Origin of the sequence: Delftia sp. WSY_10 (assembly GCF_043104705.1) — a bacterium.
GTDB classification, from domain to species: Bacteria; Pseudomonadota; Gammaproteobacteria; order Burkholderiales; family Burkholderiaceae_C; genus Comamonas; species Comamonas tsuruhatensis.
In genome coordinates, this window is record NZ_JBICKY010000052.1 from 112,109 (window position 1) to 127,281 (window position 15,173).

General features: G+C 68.2%; 19 protein-coding genes. 18 read left to right on the plus strand and 1 reads right to left on the minus strand.

Translation table 11 applies throughout. From position 1 onward, the window contains the following. Positions 1-30 precede the first annotated feature (30 nt). The 18 genes from ACF8ML_RS20445 (at position 31) to ACF8ML_RS20530 (ending at position 14,683) form a co-directional block, all read left to right on the plus strand. Complete coding sequence (locus tag ACF8ML_RS20445; RefSeq protein ID WP_392407818.1) at positions 31-1,020, plus strand: hypothetical protein; 990 nt, start codon at positions 31-33, stop codon at positions 1,018-1,020. Beyond that, on the plus strand, positions 1,017-1,529 hold the full coding sequence (locus ACF8ML_RS20450) for a hypothetical protein (protein ID WP_392407819.1): 513 nt from the start codon (positions 1,017-1,019) through the stop codon (positions 1,527-1,529). The genes ACF8ML_RS20445 and ACF8ML_RS20450 overlap by 4 nt, the downstream gene beginning before the upstream one ends. A gap of 35 nt (positions 1,530-1,564) precedes the next feature. Then, positions 1,565-2,023, plus strand: a complete 459-nt coding sequence (locus ACF8ML_RS20455) for a hypothetical protein (protein WP_392407820.1) — start codon at positions 1,565-1,567, stop codon at positions 2,021-2,023. Between the two features lie 15 nt (positions 2,024-2,038). Continuing rightward, positions 2,039-2,710, plus strand: coding sequence for a hypothetical protein (locus ACF8ML_RS20460; protein ID WP_392407821.1), 672 nt, complete (start codon positions 2,039-2,041; stop codon positions 2,708-2,710). Further along, positions 2,710-4,671, plus strand: a complete 1,962-nt coding sequence (locus ACF8ML_RS20465) for a hypothetical protein (protein ID WP_392407822.1) — start codon at positions 2,710-2,712, stop codon at positions 4,669-4,671. The genes ACF8ML_RS20460 and ACF8ML_RS20465 overlap by 1 nt, the downstream gene beginning before the upstream one ends. Then, positions 4,664-6,751: a hypothetical protein gene (locus ACF8ML_RS20470; protein ID WP_392407823.1), complete on the plus strand. Its 2,088-nt coding sequence runs from the start codon at positions 4,664-4,666 to the stop codon at positions 6,749-6,751. Before ACF8ML_RS20465 ends, ACF8ML_RS20470 begins: the two co-directional genes overlap by 8 nt. 2 nt (positions 6,752-6,753) lie before the next feature. Next, a complete protein-coding gene (locus ACF8ML_RS20475; protein ID WP_392407824.1) occupies positions 6,754-7,734 on the plus strand; it encodes a hypothetical protein in 981 nt (326 codons plus the stop codon). Positions 7,735-7,736: 2 nt separating this feature from the next. Then, the gene (locus ACF8ML_RS20480) at positions 7,737-8,786 is read left to right on the plus strand and encodes a hypothetical protein (protein WP_392407825.1); all 1,050 of its coding nucleotides are present in this window, start codon (positions 7,737-7,739) and stop codon (positions 8,784-8,786) included. 64 nt (positions 8,787-8,850) lie between these two features. Then, positions 8,851-9,291 (plus strand): hypothetical protein, encoded by a 441-nt coding sequence (locus ACF8ML_RS20485; protein WP_392407826.1) that lies wholly within the window; start codon positions 8,851-8,853, stop codon positions 9,289-9,291. Then, on the plus strand, positions 9,288-9,662 hold the full coding sequence (locus tag ACF8ML_RS20490) for a hypothetical protein (protein ID WP_392407827.1): 375 nt from the start codon (positions 9,288-9,290) through the stop codon (positions 9,660-9,662). Before ACF8ML_RS20485 ends, ACF8ML_RS20490 begins: the two co-directional genes overlap by 4 nt. A 10-nt stretch (positions 9,663-9,672) precedes the next feature. Beyond that, complete coding sequence (locus ACF8ML_RS20495) at positions 9,673-10,395, plus strand: head decoration protein (protein WP_392407828.1); 723 nt, start codon at positions 9,673-9,675, stop codon at positions 10,393-10,395. A 4-nt stretch (positions 10,396-10,399) separates the two neighbouring features. Continuing rightward, the gene (locus tag ACF8ML_RS20500) at positions 10,400-11,212 is read left to right on the plus strand and encodes a hypothetical protein (protein ID WP_392407829.1); all 813 of its coding nucleotides are present in this window, start codon (positions 10,400-10,402) and stop codon (positions 11,210-11,212) included. After that, positions 11,209-11,751, plus strand: a complete 543-nt coding sequence (locus tag ACF8ML_RS20505) for a hypothetical protein (RefSeq protein WP_392407830.1) — start codon at positions 11,209-11,211, stop codon at positions 11,749-11,751. The genes ACF8ML_RS20500 and ACF8ML_RS20505 overlap by 4 nt, the downstream gene beginning before the upstream one ends. Before the next feature lie 39 nt (positions 11,752-11,790). After that, complete coding sequence (locus ACF8ML_RS20510) at positions 11,791-12,102, plus strand: holin (protein ID WP_016450008.1); 312 nt, start codon at positions 11,791-11,793, stop codon at positions 12,100-12,102. Next, positions 12,099-12,680: a glycoside hydrolase family protein gene (locus tag ACF8ML_RS20515; protein WP_392407832.1), complete on the plus strand. Its 582-nt coding sequence runs from the start codon at positions 12,099-12,101 to the stop codon at positions 12,678-12,680. Before ACF8ML_RS20510 ends, ACF8ML_RS20515 begins: the two co-directional genes overlap by 4 nt. A gap of 19 nt (positions 12,681-12,699) precedes the next feature. After that, positions 12,700-13,233, plus strand: coding sequence for a hypothetical protein (locus ACF8ML_RS20520; RefSeq protein WP_392407833.1), 534 nt, complete (start codon positions 12,700-12,702; stop codon positions 13,231-13,233). Positions 13,234-13,237: 4 nt separating this feature from the next. Beyond that, positions 13,238-13,816, plus strand: coding sequence for a hypothetical protein (locus tag ACF8ML_RS20525; RefSeq protein WP_392407834.1), 579 nt, complete (start codon positions 13,238-13,240; stop codon positions 13,814-13,816). Between the two features lie 45 nt (positions 13,817-13,861). Then, entirely contained in the window at positions 13,862-14,683 is an 822-nt protein-coding gene (locus tag ACF8ML_RS20530; RefSeq protein WP_392407835.1) for a Gp49 family protein, read from the plus strand. On the opposite strand, the gene ACF8ML_RS20535 is transcribed toward ACF8ML_RS20530, so the two are convergent. Next, positions 14,680-14,958 carry a hypothetical protein gene (locus tag ACF8ML_RS20535; RefSeq protein WP_392407836.1) on the minus strand — a complete coding sequence of 93 codons (279 nt, stop codon included), beginning with the start codon at positions 14,956-14,958 and terminating at the stop codon, positions 14,680-14,682. The genes ACF8ML_RS20530 and ACF8ML_RS20535 overlap by 4 nt on opposite strands. Positions 14,959-15,173 lie beyond the last annotated feature (215 nt).

Sequence of the window (15,173 nt, forward strand, 5' to 3'; positions counted from 1 at the left end):
CAATGAGCGCCGGCCCGCGAACATCGGGCCATGTCATCCACCCCCAAGCCCATCGGCCCGTTCCCCCTCGGAATGGACAACCGCGCACCCGACTTCAAGCTCGGGCTGCCCGAGGGCGCCGGCCACCTGCTGCGTGATGCGCTGAATGTCGATGTGACGGCCCAGGGCTCGCTCAAGACGCGGGCCGGGTATGCGCTGGCGGAGCAGGGCCTGGACTGCCATTCGGGCTGGTCGCCGCTCGATGGCTCCTATGGCCTGTACTGCGACAGCGGCGATATCTTCCGCATCGATGTGGATGCCTCAGGCGCCACCACGCGCACCCAGGTCGCGGCGGGCTACGGCCGGGTCACGCCCGTGGTCTATGCCGAGGTCAACGAGGCCGTGTACTTCACCGATGGCATCCGCGTCGGCTCCTACCACCCCGTGCCTGGCCCGACGCCGCGCTGGCTCGATGCCCAGCCGCAGGTCGTGGGCGATGTGCAGTTCTCGGTCATGCCTGCAGGCAGCAGCATTGCCTACCAGGGCAGCCGGCTGCTGGTGGCCGTGGGCTCGGCGCTGATCTACAGCGAGCCCTTTACCCCGGGCCTGCGCGACGAGTCGCGGGGCTTCGAGATCTTTCCGGCGTCGATCACCTGCATCGCGGCCGTGGAGGCCGGGGTGTTCGTCTGCTCCGACAAGACCTATTTCCTGGCCGGCGGCCTGCCGGCGCAGTCCATGCGCGCGGTGTTGCCCTACGGGGCGCTGCAGCAGCAGGCCGGGTATCGGCTCGCGGCCACGGGCGGCACGGACGGCGCGCACTGGATGAGCACGCGCGGCATCGTCTCGGCGCGGCCGGACGGTTCGCTGGTCAACCTGCAGGCCGAGCACATCGCCATGGAGGCCTCGGGCGCTGGCGCAACGCTGTACCGCGAGGCCGACGGCATGCGCGCCATCGTGGCCACCCTCTCTCAATCCCCCAGCACTTCGGCCGGCGTGGGCTCCTATGCCCAGGCCCGGCTTGTCCGAAAGGCCCAGCCATGAACACCAACCACGCCATTCCCTGCGGCTTTGTTTACGACCTGGCGCTGCGGCGCCGCGCCGACGACGCGCTGGTGCAGCGCGAGCGCCTGCACAACCGCGTCCCGGGCGAAGGCCTGGACCTGATCGCCAACGCCTGTTTCAAGGGCGCGGCCATGCCGGCCAACCTGTTCATCGGGCTCTGGTCCGGCTCCTATGTGCCCAACGGCACCGAGACGGCCGCCACGTTGCCCACGCTGGTGACCGAGGTCACGCAGTACGACGGCACGACGCGCAAGGCCTGGGTGCCGGGCAACGTCTCGGCCGGCGCCGTGAGCAACGAGCTGAGCCTGGCGCGGTTCAGTTTCACCGGCATGCAGACCGTCAACGGCGTGTTCGTGAGCAGCAGTTCGGGCAAGGGCTCGGACACCGGCGCGCTGCTGTCCATCGTGCGCCTGCCCGTGGCGCGCGCCGTCGATCCCGCCTTCTATTTGGAGATCCTGGCGGGCTTCCAGTTCATCTCCGTTTCCTGATCCACCGCTTCCTGACCTTCTCGAGGACCATCACCATGACGACCAAAGCCTCTACCGGCCTTCGCAATCACATGCTCGCCACGGGCTCGCTCAAGGCGGCCCTGGATGGCGGCTTCCTGGAGCTGTACGGCTGCCCGGAGATCTCGATTCCGGCCACGGCCGACGCCGCGCTGGACCCTGTCGTGCACAAGCTGCTGGCCCGGATCTACAGCGACGGCACCTCTGCGGGCCTGACGCTCAGCACCACGGCGGCCGATGGCTTCATCGAGAAGCTCGCCTCGCAGGCCTGGTCTGGCACTGTCATCGAGACGGGCACTGCGCGGTTCTTCCGCTTTACCGCAGCCGGTGATACCGGAGCGGCTTCCACGACCCAGCCCCGTCTGCAGGGCACCATCGCGCGTGCGGGCGCGGACCTGAACATCACCAGCGTGGATCTGGCGGTGGGCGCGCCGCAGGCCGTCAACTTCTTCTCCATCGCGCTGCCGGCGTTCTGATCGGGGGGCGCGGGCATGGCTGCTGGAACGCTCGTCTACGAGGCCGGGGCCCTGGTGCCCCAGGCCGACGTGCTCGTGGCCGTGGTGGCCGCCGATGATCCCTACCTGGGCCTGGACTTCCAGGACCTGATCGATGCGGCGCACTGGGCGTTCGGCTGGAGCGGGGATGCGATCAACCCGTCGCGCGGCTTCCTCGACCTGGGCCTGCCACCGGCGCCGGACTTCGAGGTCCGCGCTCCGGCCCAGCTGGTGCGCACGATCAACGTGGGCCTGTACCAGGTCACGGTGGCCGGTGAGCCCGTCAGTGTCACGGCGGACGTCACTCTGCTGTACAAGGACACGAACGAGGGCGTGCATGAGTTCGATCTGGATGCGGCCGGTGCTGTGGTCAAGCCGGTCAACGTGCCTTCGACGGTGCAGGAGCTGCGCCTGGTGAGCCTGGGCGGTGGCTTCCAGGTACTCGACGGCGAGGTGTTGCTGGGCGAGATCACGGCAGCCGAACTGGCGGGCACGGAATTCGAGTGGCACGAGATGCGGCCCTATGCGCTTTCAGCGACGGACCGTGTGCAGGCCGATGGGGCCTTCAACGGCATTGATCGCCTTGCTGCCTTCTGGTGGAACGGCACCAGCGGAGGCGGCCCCTCCGAGTTCTGGACCGACTTCCTGCTGGCGCGCGAGGAGGTGTGATGCTGATCCACAAGGACCTCAAGGGCGATGCCGGCGGGCCAGAGCACCAGGCGCTCAAGGGCATGCTGGATGTGGGCAATACCTTCATGACCGACCGGCGCGACGGCAGCGAGGTGCAGCGCTCGGGCGAGTTCGTGACGCTGCGGCGCACGGGTGGCGAGGTCGTGCAGCTGGTTTCGCTGTGGGAGCCGCCGGACGCGCGCCGCCTGACGGATGGCTATGCACAGGCCGTGCCCGACGACGTGGCGCCGCCCGCCCCGGGAGCACCCGACGCTGTGCCCCGGGTGCAGCTCATGGCGTCTGCGCTGGACGAGCAGCAGGGGCCGCTGTCCTTCGGCAACCTGGCCGCTTCCAAGCTGCAGACCCGCGTGCCGCGCTTCACCCGAGTGGAGACCCGCGTGGAGACGGCCGACCATGCCACCAAGAACGGCAAGCGGCGGCTGTTCTCCCTGGGCGACGGCACCGTGCTGCTGGTGCGCGAGGTCTCTGCGGCCGGCGACACGCGGTATTTCGCGGGGATGAATGGCTTCGCGCAGCCGGTGCGCCGCGTCAGCCGCTGCACGGGTGTCGAGCTGGTGCGCATGGACCCGGACCGGCCCGCCGGCGGCAAGGTGCTGCTCTCGTTCGGCGTGCACAGCGGACTGGGCTTTGATCCGGGGTCGCGCTCCATCGATTTCTTTGCAGACGACGATCAGCTGTACGACGCGAGCAAGGTCTATGCGGCCAATGCGGGCCTGCTGTTCGGGCGCGTGCTGTTGAGCATGCGCGCCGACCCCAGCAGCACCTATGCCGTGGCCGAGCCGGCCATGGCCAAGCAGGATGGCAAGAGCTATCTGAGCCTGGTCGCCGTACATGGCCTGGCCGAGGACAGCTACCACCCGGATTCCTCGGGCCTGTACCGCCTCACCTGCACACGCACCACAGCCGATGGCGTGCAGACCTCCAAGATCACCATGCCGGCGGCCGTGGGCCCTGGCCAATACATGGCACCGGTGGAGATGGACCTGGTGCGCCTGTCGCCCCAGACCCTGGTGCTGTCCCTGCGCATGACCACGCTGCGCCTGCCCGGTGGCGGCAGCCAGGGCGCGGCCAGCGCGGGCTGGGCCTATCTCTGGAGCGATGACAACGGCGCCACCTGGGTCCATGTGCCGCATACCGGGATCACGGATGGCAACGCCGCGCCCGTGATCGCCGCCATGGTGCCGCGCGACAAGGACACGCTGCTGCTGGTCTCCGCGCTGCAGCTGGACAGTCTGGTACCCGCGCCCGATGCGGCCAGCGTGCAGGTCTATGCGTTCACCCGCGCCGGCGCCACGCGCATCAGCACCATCCCGGGCAGCCGGTTCAGCGCAGGGCTGCATGCTGGCGATGTGATCGGCGGCCTGCGGCACTACCCGCCTTACTGGGCCGTGGGCTACGGCGGCGGCGTGCGCGTGGACAGGAAGCCGCTGCTGTGGGTCCAGTTCGATCCCCAGTACATCCACGCCGAGGGCTCGCCGGGCGTGATCGACTATCCCGGCAGCCGGGCCCAGCTCATGGTCTCCGATGACGGCGGCGCCACCTGGGAGCGGCGGATGCTGCCCCAGCCCTGGCCTCAGCGCGTGGGCTTTGTCGTGGCGCTGGACCAGCGCACGCTGGCCATCCCCGTCTACGGCCCGCGCCAGACCGACGACACCGGCGCCATCCTGCCGTTGGCCGTGAAGCTGCACACCAGCCGCGACGGCGGCAAGCGCTGGCGCGCCACGGCGCTCAGCATGCGCCTGCCGTACTGGGCCTGGGTGGACGGCCAGCTGCTGCCCGGCTCCAGCGGCTACGACATCGACGACTCGCGCTTCGACTACAGCCGCGGCGAGCTGTTCCCCCTGCTGAGCCTGCGCGACGACAACGGCGAGCTGCTGCCCATGAACCCCGGCCGGCCCTGGATGGCCGACCACCGCGCCAAGGAGCCCTCCAATGGGTAACGCGCTGATCAAGAACAAGAAACTGGTCGAGTTCGTGCCGGCCACGCCTGCGGACCCGGGGTTCCCGGGGCAGCCGGCCATCCCCGAGCGCGTCACCTACGAATGGCGCGATGTGCGGGTCGAGGCCGGGGCGCATGAGATGCAGCGGCTGGAGCGGGAGCTGCCCGGCGGAGAACGTCTGGTGTCCTGGCGCACGCCGCTGGATGTGCTGCGTGAGCGCGTGGGCAACCCATCACTCAGCGCAGCGACAGCCCACTACAGCGATGTCTGGGCCTACGTGCAGACATCCGACTATGCCGAGGCCCAGCGCGTGCCCCTGACCTGGACCAGCGCCTGGATCATGCGCCGCGAGAACGTGCGCATCGTGATCCCCGCCCAGCCCGCTATTCCCGCGCGGCCGCCGAAGGTTGCCACCCCGGAGCGCCGCACCTACGACTGGCACTTCGGCTGGAACGGTGGAGCGCACAGCCTGCGCGAGCTGCCGGCCAGCTGGATCGGCACGGCCACCTTCGTGATCGGAAAGCCTGTGGGCGCCGTGGTGGGCTTCACCCTGGCCAGCCAGGTTCCGCGCGTGAGCCGTTCATCGTTCGCCAATGTGGAGTACGGCCTGCTCTTTGGGGATGGCCAGGTCAACGTGCGCCATGCCGGCGTCACGCTGCAGCGCGTGGGCTCGATGACGGGCAATGACACGGTGCGCGCCCAGGTCGGAGGCGGGCGCATCGAGTGGTTCCTGAACGATGTCAGCGTCTACAAGGGGCGCTTTGCGATGACCGGACCCTATGTGCTCGATGCTGTGCTGTATGCCGGTGATGACGTCGTGGACGCGCCCCGGCTGCAGGACGGTGTGGCCGAGCAGGATGGCACGGCCATGCTGATGCTGGCGCCCCTGCAGACGGCGGGCCAGGCCCTGGAACCCATGGGGATGCAGCTGGCCCTGGCGCCGCTGGACCTGTTCGCTGCGGACAGGCCGCTGGCCCAGGTCAAGGCGCGGCTGCAGCCCCTGCGCGTGGCAGGCGACCCCATCCCGCGTGGCGCGCTGCGGCTGGCAGGCGCCCAGGTCCGGGCATCGGACGCACGCAATGACGCCGTGGCGCACCCCACGCTGGCGCGCCTGCAGGCCACGGCCGAGGTCGAGGTGGGAGAGGGCGCCTGGATCCCGCAGTACTCCATCGGCACGGCCTTCGTTCCGCCGCCCGTGGTCAACGGCTACATCATCAGCGGACAGGGCCACGACTACCAGATGCGCCTGGGCCCGGCCTTCACCGTGGCCTCCCAGGACCGGCATGCCGAAGGCCGGCTGGCCCTGGCGCCCTTGCAGCTGCTGTCCGATGTGGAGGCGCTGACCCACCTGGTGCGGGCGCAGGACCTGCTGGGCGCCGATCTGGCGCTGACGGCCAGCGGCTATGTGACCCTGGTCATCGCCGAGCGCGTGGGCGCCTCGGGCGCGCTGACGCTGGGCGCGGCCGGTCTGGTGCTGGACGTGAACGAGCAGATCAGCAGCGGGGCCGAGACGGAGATCTCCGGGGCCATCGTGGCCAGCGTGCTCGAGCATCTGGGCGCCGTGGAGCGCTATCGGGCGCTGGTGTTCCGGGTCGTGGACGGCCAGCCTGTGCTGGTCGATCCCGGGCATGCCTGGGTGGTCAATACCGAATCCAGCGCCTCCACCCGCTACGAGGGCTACGCCTTCGACAGCTTCATGACCGTGGGCGGCCGGCCGTTCGGCGTGCGTGCCGATGGCGTCTACAGCCTGGGCGGCACCACCGATGCCGGCCTGCCCATCGAATGGGGTGCAGGCCTGGGCAAGCACGACTTCGGCAGCCAGGCCATCAAGCGGCTGGAGTCGGTCCATGCCGGCGTCTCGGCCACGGGCCAGCTGTATGTGCGCATCGGCGACGGCCAGCAGACCTACACCTACCGCGCGCGGCGCGTGGATGCGGCGCAGCGTGTGCAGCGCTTCGATCCGGGCCGGGGCCTGGCTGCCAACTACTTCACCTTCGACCTTGTGGGTGAGGGCGCGGCCGAGCTGGACAACATTGTTTTCGGCGTGGTCGCGGGCCAGCGCCGGATCGGGAGGGGCTGACCATGGCCAATGGACGCGCGCTGCCATCAGCGATTTTGTTTGACGAGCTGCTGGGCCGTGCCTGGGGCATTGCGCTGCAGAAGTACGGCGAAGCCCAGGCCATCGAGTCGCCCGTGGCATCCTTCACGCCCGCCCGTACTGATGGCGCCTACCGGCTGCCGCAGTACAGCAGCGGATTCGATCCGGCGGATGCAGGCTCCTGGGTGGCCCAGCACGACAAGGCCCTGGCCCGGCAGCTGGATCAGGTGGCCGACGAATGGGCCGTGGAGTTCCAGGGCGTGATGGACATCGTGGCGCCCGTGGGCCCGGGCTGGCGCAATGCCGTGGACTGGCTGCGCGCCACCATGCACGGCCAGGACGGCGTGGGCTATGTCGGCCAGGACCACCGGCTGGCACAGGCCCAACAGCAGGGCCTGCAGGTGCTGGGGGGACTCAACCAGCGCGGGCTGCCCGTGCCGCCCGGCGCGGCCCAAGCGCTGCAGGCCGTTGCCGGAGGCGTGGTGGACCTGTACCAGGGCCGACTGGCCGCCCAGATGACAGCCGACCGCGAAGCCGAGCGCCGCCGCCTGCTGGTGGATGCCGTCACCGAGCTGGCGCGCCTGCGCAATGCCGCCCTGGACACGGCCATGGACTTCGTGTTCGGGCGCATGAACATCATGTACGACGTGTTCGGCCGCAACAACGAGTACCTGACGCGCGTGCGCCGCGACGACCAGGCCCTCGCTGCCCAGATGCAGGTGGCCAGCGCCGAGCTGCAGCGCTGGGACGCCCAGGTCCTGGCCAACCAGGACGGCAGCGCGGCCTCGCAGCGCACCGTCAAGGCCATGAACGACCGCGCGCTGGAAGTCATCGGCCTGAACGTCGAGCAGCAGGTCAAGCGCCTGCGCCGCCTGTCCACCGGCTCCGCAGCGGCGCTCAACAGTGCCGGCGTGTCGGTGAACTCGCAGGCCACCGAATCCAACACCGTGAACTACGAGGAGTAAGCATGGCCACCACCGGCATCGCAATGCAGGGCCTGTCGGCCGCCATCGTCTACACCGCCATCGACAAGATCGGCAAGATGATCACGGACGCCGAAGGCCGGATGCAGTCCAAGATCGGCCCGGCCATCACCCAGATCATCGATGGCATCCCGGGCGAACCCGAGGTCGCCAAGGCTAAGCACAGCAACAGCCTATCGGCCGTGCTGACGGCCCTGGGCTCGGCCTCGGTCGGTGCCTCAGGCCCGGCCGTGGGCCAGCTGCCGCTGTTCGTCGAGCAGGCCGTGGGTACGTTCTTCACGGGCTACAGCAGCGTGGTCAACGGCCTGTTCCCGGGTCTGCTGGACGCTGGCGCCGATGCAGATGCCTGGATCCAGTCGGCCCTGGCCTCTGCGGTGGGCACGACCTACATCGAGAGCGTGGACCGCGTGGCCGGCGACACCGCTTTCGCGCTGGCTCGCAAGGACGCCTGGGCCGGGGAGCGGGATCTGCTGGATGCCGCCGCCGCCAGCGGCCACCGCTTCGCCCCGGGCGCCACGCACAACGCCATTGCCCGCCTGCACGCCGAAAGCACCCGGGCAGCAGCCGATGCCATCGCGGCCACCCACGCCGCGCGCCTGCGCGAAGAGCGCGAGACCAAGATGCGCTTGGTGCGTGCAGAGCTGGACCAGCGCATGGACCGCATCAAGCAGCTGCACCAGCAGACGGCCCAGGCCTTCCGCGACAAGCTGCGCGCCAGGGGCCTATGGATCAGCGACCAGGATGCCGTGATCGACAGCTACAACCGCAGCTACGCGCTGCCAGCCCAGTTCAACGCCCGACTGGCGCAATTGGCCCAGGAAGCAGCCCAGCGGCACTACAAGAGCACGGCCGACGCCCTGCAGATCAGCGACGTGGCTGTTGACGTGGCCAAGCTCAAGATGGTCAACGGCCAGGAGATCGTGGACATGCTGGGCAACATGGTGACGACGCTGAACAACCAGATTCGGGCCAGCGGCAGCTACAGCGGCAGCGAGCGGGATGTGACGGACTGGGATTCGATCCTGAATCCGTGATGCACTGAGCCGCGCCCCCGGCTAGGGTTCGCCTGCGCGTGCACTGGTCGGGACACTGCAGGGCATGACAACGCCGGCATGCCTCAACTTCCCCATCTACCAGGGCGCCACTTTCCGCGAGGAGTTGGAGCGCGTGACCGTGCCCTATTCGGTGCGTCAGGAGTGCGGCGGTCGGCTGGTGGACGCTTGCACGGGCGCATCCGTGCCAGATGCAGACATCACCCGTGAGGACTACACCGGTTGCACGGCGCGGATGCAGTTGCGACGCGACATCGATGATCCGGAGGTCCTACTGGAGTTGAGCACGGCCAACGGCGGGATAGAGCTGGATGGTGCCTGGCTGCGGTTGCTGATGACGGCTGAGCAGACGGGCGCCTTTGCCTACGGTGATATGGCGCCCGGTTGGTCCTCCTGCATCGGCCAGATCGAAGTCACTCGCCCCAGCGGTGACGTGGAGCGGCAGTACGAGCTGCGCTTCGCCCTGTACCCGGAGGGCACCCGGTGACCACCGTCGTCTCGTCAGCACCCTCGGCCGTTGTCATCGAGCGGCAGACCTCTGTCGTGGTGACGCGCGAGAACGGCGAGACGGTAGTCGTGAGCCAGCCCGCGCCGCCCGCTGTCGTGGTGACCCGGGGCATTCCAGGCCCGCCTGGACCTCAGGGGCCACCCGGCGGCGGCGCTGGCGCGACCTACACCCACATCCAGAGCGTCGCGGCAGCCGTCTGGACCGTTGCCCACAACCTGGGGCGCCACCCCTCCATCACCGTCGTGGACAACCTCGGCGGGCAGTTCTACCCCGATGTCCGCTACGTGGACGCCGACATTGCCCAGATCACCCACAGCGTGCCGCTGACCGGCCGCGCCTATTGCAACTGAGGGCCCAGCCATGAAGATCACGAACAACCTCGACGCCTCGGGCAACCGGGTCATCAACCTGGCCGATGCGGTCAACCCGCAGGATGCCGTCACGAAGGCCCAGCTGGATGCGGCTGTCCAGGGCTACAAATGGAAGGAGCCGGCACGCGCAGCCACCACGGCCAACATCACGCTGTCCGGTGCCCAGACCATTGACGGTGTGTCCGTAATCGCTGGCGACCGGGTGCTGGTGAAGAACCAGACTGCGGGCTCGGCCAATGGCGTCTACCTGGCTGCGTCCGGCGCCTGGACCCGGGCCACGGACTTCGACGCCGCCAGCGAGGTGCTGGGCGCTGCGGTCTTTGTCTCCGAGGGCACGGCGCAAGGCAACCAGGTCTGGCTGATGACCACGGACGCGCCGATCACCATCGGCACCACGGCACTGACGTTCGCCCAGGTCGGTGGCGGTGCAAGCTACACGGCGGGACTGGGCATCAGCATCAGTGCCGGCGTCATCGCGGTGGATACCGGCGTGGTGGCGCGCAAGGCCTCTGCCACCGTGGGCGATGGCACGGCCACGACTATCACCGTGACCCACAGCCTCAACACCCAGGACGTGGTGGTCAGCGTGCGGGAGACCGCGACGAATGCCGGCGTGCTGTGTGACTGGGTCGCCAACGGTGTGAACACGGTACAGCTGACTTTCGCTGTGGCGCCGACAACGGGCCAGTACCGGGCCACCATCACGGGCTGATTCCATGAAGCACGTCGGCCGCCGCACAGATGTCAAGGACATCGCGTCCCAGGATCAGCTCGTTTTCCGCGAGCTGCTCACGGCCGCGCGCACCTACTACGTCCGAACGGATGGTAGCGACAGCAATACCGGGCTCTTGGACAACGCGGCCGGGGCTTTCGCCACCATCCAGCGCGCCATGGATGTGGTCGGAACTATCGACACAGGGGTCTCTACGGTGACGGTGCAAGTGCGCGCCGGCGCTTATACCGGCCCGGTCTTGGTCCCAACCATGGTTGGCGCCGGTCTACTGGAAATCGTAGGTGATACCGCTACACCAGCCAACTGTGCGGTGTCCTCCACAGGTGCGTGCTTCCAAGCCGCCGACGGAGCTCGTGCAACAACACGCGGTTTCAGGGTCACCGGGTTCGGCGGTATCCGCGGCATCCGCGGGGGCGGTCTCTTCTACGCCAACATGGACTTCGGTTCATGTTCGTCGTACCACGTTGAAGCAGCGAATGGCGGCTGGATGCAGTCGACCGGAAACAACGCGATCACGGGAAGCACCCCGCGACACATTACCTGCAGTGCCGTCTCGCGGGTGTACGTGCCTGGCGGTACGTACACCCTGACCGGCAGCCCTTCGTTCTCCGACGCATTTGCCCGATGCACCGCAGCTTCGGTCGTGCAAGTCCAAGGAACCACGTTCTCTGGGTCCGCGACTGGCTCACGATATCGAGTCGAATCAAACTCGGTCATTGACACATTCGGCGCAGGTGCAAGCTACCTGCCCGGCAACGCGGCCGGATCAACGGCAACTGGGGGCCAGTACTCATGACGCAATACCAGCTTACTGGAGAGAATTTCGTCATCCGCTGGGATGACGGAGCACGGACCACCATTCCTGTGATCGACTTCCCGGACCTGCCGCCTAATCCAGATGCTGTGGAATACCGCGCCTGGCTCGCAGCCGGCGGCGTGCCGCTACCTGCTGAAATGCGGGCTGCAGCCGAAATTGCTGCGACCCTGCGCCAGGCCCTGGCCGCCGAGTACCGCAGGCGCATGCAAGTCATCGCAGCCGGATACCCGCTGAGCGAGCGCGAATCCTGGCCCGTGCAGACGGAGGAGGCGAGGGCGCTTGAATCCGACCCAGCAGCGGCCACGCCCTGGATCGACGCCGCAGCGCTGGCGCGCGGGCTGGACCGCCTGGTGCTGGCCGAGCGCATTCGGGCCAAGGATGACGCATACCGCCAAGTTCACGGCCTGCTGACGGGCACCCGACAGCGCATCGAGGACCAGATCGAGGCTGTGGCCGACGACGCCCTGGCGCTGTCGCAGATTGATGTCGCGGCCGGCTGGCCTGCGGCCCCCGTGTAGGGTTCGCCAGCGCGGCCCGGCCCCGGAATCATCGGGGTCATGAAAACTGAAACCCTCGACACGCTCGCAACGGCAGGCAGTCGCACCACCGGCGGCGGGGCTGTCGTCGGCTTTCTCGGCTGGCTCGCCTCTTCCCAGGCCATAGGCTTGCTGGGCATTTGTATTGCGCTTCTGGGCACCTTGGTGAACTGGTACTACAGGCGGGAGGCCAGCCGGCGTGCCACGGCCAGCCGGCAAGAGGAAGCAGCCGAGCATGCGCTTCGCATGGAGCTGATGCGCAAGACCGGCATTCCGCTCCGGCCAGTGCACGACGAGCCTGAGCACTCTCCAACCGACATGGGGGTGTTGTGAGCAAGGCCCCGCGCACCGCCGTTGCCGCGCTCACGGTATCGGCCGCCGGCCTGCTGGCCACGCTGGGCCTGGAAGGCTTCCGGCCTGAGCCGCACATCCCGACGCAGGGCGACCGTCCGACCATCGGGCATGGCTCCACGGTCTACGAGGACGGCACGCCCGTGCAGTTGTCGGACCCACCGATCACCCGCGAGCGAGCGCTGCAGCTGGTGCGCAGCCACACATCCAAGGACGAAGCCATGTTCAGGGCCAGCCTGCCGGGCGTGGCCCTGTACCAGGCGGAATACGACCTCTACCTGGACTTCACCTACCAGTACGGCATAGGCGCCTGGCGCACCAGTCGCATGCGCACGCGGCTGCTGGCCGGGCAGTTCGCGCCGGCCTGCCAGGCGCTGCTGGCCTATCGCTACATGACCAGCGCCCAGCCGCTGCAGGGCTACAGCGCCTACCAGTGGGACGCGGCAGGCCGCCCGAAGCGCTGGCGTTACGACTGCAGCACGCCCGGCAACAAGGTTTGCCGCGGCGTCTGGACCCGTCAACAGGCGCGGCACGCCGCGTGTATGGAGGCCCAGCCGTGAGCCCGATCTGGATCGCAATGTGGTGGTACTGGTGGAGGGGCGGGCGGTGATCCCCGCGCTCTACACCCACCTGGGCGCCGCCGCCGTGGCCGCCGCGTTGGCATGGCAGTTCCAGGGCGCGCGCCTGGGCGTCGAGCTGGCCGAGGCCCGGCTGGAAACCACTACCCAGCAGTTGGCCACCAGCACCGCACAGCGCGCGGCAGACGCCCGCGTGCGCCAGGCCGAGAAGGCCGTGGCCACCAAATACCAAGGAGCCCTCAATGCCGCCCGTGACCGCGAGGCGCTGCTGCGCCGTGATCGTGACCAGCTGCTCGCTGTTGCTGACGGCCTGCGCGAGCAGTCCGCAGATGCCGCCCGCCGACTTGCCAGCGCTCCCCCCGCTGCCGTCATTGAGTACGCCACTGCCCTCGGAGTCGTATTTGAAGACTGCCGCGCAGCGTATGGGGACATGGCGGCAAAGGCTGCAGGCCACGCAGCTGATGTCCAAACCCTCGGCGCCTCCTGGCCCGTGATCCCGAGCCTGCCGGCCGCAGGCACCACCCCCAACCACTGACGACATGGCATCCACCACCATCAAGTATTTCGCCCACGCTCATCTGCCTCCCAAGCTGCAGGCCGTGGCCAAACCCCTGGGCCTGCTGGCCGCCCAGCTGGAAAGCCTGCTGCCCGATGGCCCCGAGAAAAGCGCCGGCATGCGCAAGCTGCTGGAAGCCAAGGACTGCTTTGTCCGCGTGGCACTGGACATGCCAGACCAGGCAGCTGCGCCAGGAGCCGCGCAGCCTCTTGGAGTTCGCATCGAGCGCTCGGAGGGCGTTACCGACATGCCCTATGCATCTCTGCGCGCTGAGATGGATGGTCCGGTGGCAACGATCCGCCTCAACATGGACACCATTCGCGCGGGCGGCTTCTTCAAGGTCGAAGCGGCGCGCGAAAAACCCGTGGCCGCCAGCCATCAGGAGCGCGTGCTGGCCGAGAAGATGGACCGGGATCAGGAAATCTCGCGCCTGGACACCTTCATCCGTGAGAGCCCGATCTTCGGCACGCTGCCCGAAGATGAACAGGCCCGCCTGCGCCGCCAGCTGGACGTGATGCACGAGCTGTCCACGGTTCTCGGCGAGCGCATCGCCAATTTCTGAGCCGTTCGGCCCGCACCGGCCGGCTGCCGGACATTGGAGAATCCCGTGAAATTCACCTTCAATACCACCCCCAAGATGATCGCCACAGCCGTCGCGGTGCTGGGCGCCGCGCTGGCACTGGCCGCCTACAGCGTCGGAGCGTCCCCCAGTGGCGCCGCGCTGCCCGTCTTTGTGGGCGTCTGCGCTTTCCTGGTCCTGCTTTTCTGTGCCACGCAGATCAACCTTGAGGTCCAGGTGCCCAGCCAGTCGGACCCTGCGTCATTGGCCGAGCTGCGATGGGCAACGAGCGCATACCGCGCTGATCCGAAGCACCCGCTGGGCCACATGGATGCGAAAGGCCTGGTGGCAACCGCAGGCGTGGACATGTCCGTCGAGGATGAAATCCAGTCCAAGGGATTGACCGCCCCGCGCGTGACGCCGCAGGACATCGAGGACGAAATCATGAGCATCCACTTCTTTACGGCCGAGCAGGGCGCTCGCCACCAGGATGCCGTGAATCCGCTCGACCATGGCGACGTGCCAAGCACCCTGGCCCTGCTGACCTTCTGCGTGCTGCGCCTGCGCAACGGCTTCACCGTGACCGGCGAGTCGGCCTGCGCGTCGCCCGAAAACTTCGACGCCGCCATCGGCCGCCGCATCGCGCGCGAGAACGCAGTGCAGAAGATCTGGCCGCTGCTGGGCTTCCGGCTGCGCGACAAGCTGGCGGGCATCAACGACCCCAGCAAGGCGGAGCGGGTGCTGGGCGAGGTGCTTTCTGTGGTGCAGCACTACCTGCCGCCCGACGGAGGCACGGTGCACGAAGCGATGGACAAGATCATCGGGCTTGTGGACCCCTGGCCGTTGAGCAATCGCCCGGCTGGAGCCTAAGCCGCAGGCGCTGGGTCAGCCGGCGCTATCGACACAACTGAGCCGTCGATTGCGACCATCTCGCCCCGGGTCGTGGGGTCAGCTTCGAGCGGCACGCCCCACATGATTCCCGGGTGTTCGCCCTTGTGCATGATGTTGTCGAGGTGCCAAAGCTCCTCAGGCGGCAACCTGAAGCGCTGCGGGTACTTGTCGCTGCCGTGGGCTTTCCAGTGGCCGGCAAAACCAGCGACGACGCGCTGGTGGACTGTGTGTTTCGGATTTGTGGGGTCGATCATGGCCGGCATTGTGCCCGTGACCCGAATCAGAATGGCGCAGGCGAGCGGATCACGCTGACAGGCCCGAAGCCGCGGTACACGACATTGCCCTCCGGGTCCAGGACGATGGACCACCATGGAGCCGTGTGCACAACCCGGTAGCACTCCGGGGCCAGCGGGAGGATCTCCTGCCCACAGACCGCCGCCCAGCCCGATGGCCATACCACTGTGGGGTG

Excerpts from the sequence above, each read along its gene's own strand:
- ACF8ML_RS20480 (WP_392407825.1), top strand. The coding sequence starts at position 7,737 with ATGGCCACCACCGGCATCGCAATGCAGGGCCTGTCGGCCGCCATCGTC.
- ACF8ML_RS20510 (WP_016450008.1), top strand. The coding sequence starts at position 11,791 with ATGAAAACTGAAACCCTCGACACGCTCGCAACGGCAGGCAGTCGCACC.
- ACF8ML_RS20535 (WP_392407836.1), bottom strand. The coding sequence starts at position 14,958 with ATGATCGACCCCACAAATCCGAAACACACAGTCCACCAGCGCGTCGTC.
- ACF8ML_RS20500 (WP_392407829.1), top strand. The coding sequence starts at position 10,400 with ATGAAGCACGTCGGCCGCCGCACAGATGTCAAGGACATCGCGTCCCAG.
- ACF8ML_RS20485 (WP_392407826.1), top strand. The coding sequence starts at position 8,851 with ATGACAACGCCGGCATGCCTCAACTTCCCCATCTACCAGGGCGCCACT.
- ACF8ML_RS20445 (WP_392407818.1), top strand. The coding sequence starts at position 31 with ATGTCATCCACCCCCAAGCCCATCGGCCCGTTCCCCCTCGGAATGGAC.
- ACF8ML_RS20495 (WP_392407828.1), top strand. The coding sequence starts at position 9,673 with ATGAAGATCACGAACAACCTCGACGCCTCGGGCAACCGGGTCATCAAC.
- ACF8ML_RS20525 (WP_392407834.1), top strand. The coding sequence starts at position 13,238 with ATGGCATCCACCACCATCAAGTATTTCGCCCACGCTCATCTGCCTCCC.
- ACF8ML_RS20455 (WP_392407820.1), top strand. The coding sequence starts at position 1,565 with ATGACGACCAAAGCCTCTACCGGCCTTCGCAATCACATGCTCGCCACG.
- ACF8ML_RS20475 (WP_392407824.1), top strand. The coding sequence starts at position 6,754 with ATGGCCAATGGACGCGCGCTGCCATCAGCGATTTTGTTTGACGAGCTG.
- ACF8ML_RS20460 (WP_392407821.1), top strand. The coding sequence starts at position 2,039 with ATGGCTGCTGGAACGCTCGTCTACGAGGCCGGGGCCCTGGTGCCCCAG.
- ACF8ML_RS20465 (WP_392407822.1), top strand. The coding sequence starts at position 2,710 with ATGCTGATCCACAAGGACCTCAAGGGCGATGCCGGCGGGCCAGAGCAC.
- ACF8ML_RS20450 (WP_392407819.1), top strand. The coding sequence starts at position 1,017 with ATGAACACCAACCACGCCATTCCCTGCGGCTTTGTTTACGACCTGGCG.
- ACF8ML_RS20470 (WP_392407823.1), top strand. The coding sequence starts at position 4,664 with ATGGGTAACGCGCTGATCAAGAACAAGAAACTGGTCGAGTTCGTGCCG.
- ACF8ML_RS20505 (WP_392407830.1), top strand. The coding sequence starts at position 11,209 with ATGACGCAATACCAGCTTACTGGAGAGAATTTCGTCATCCGCTGGGAT.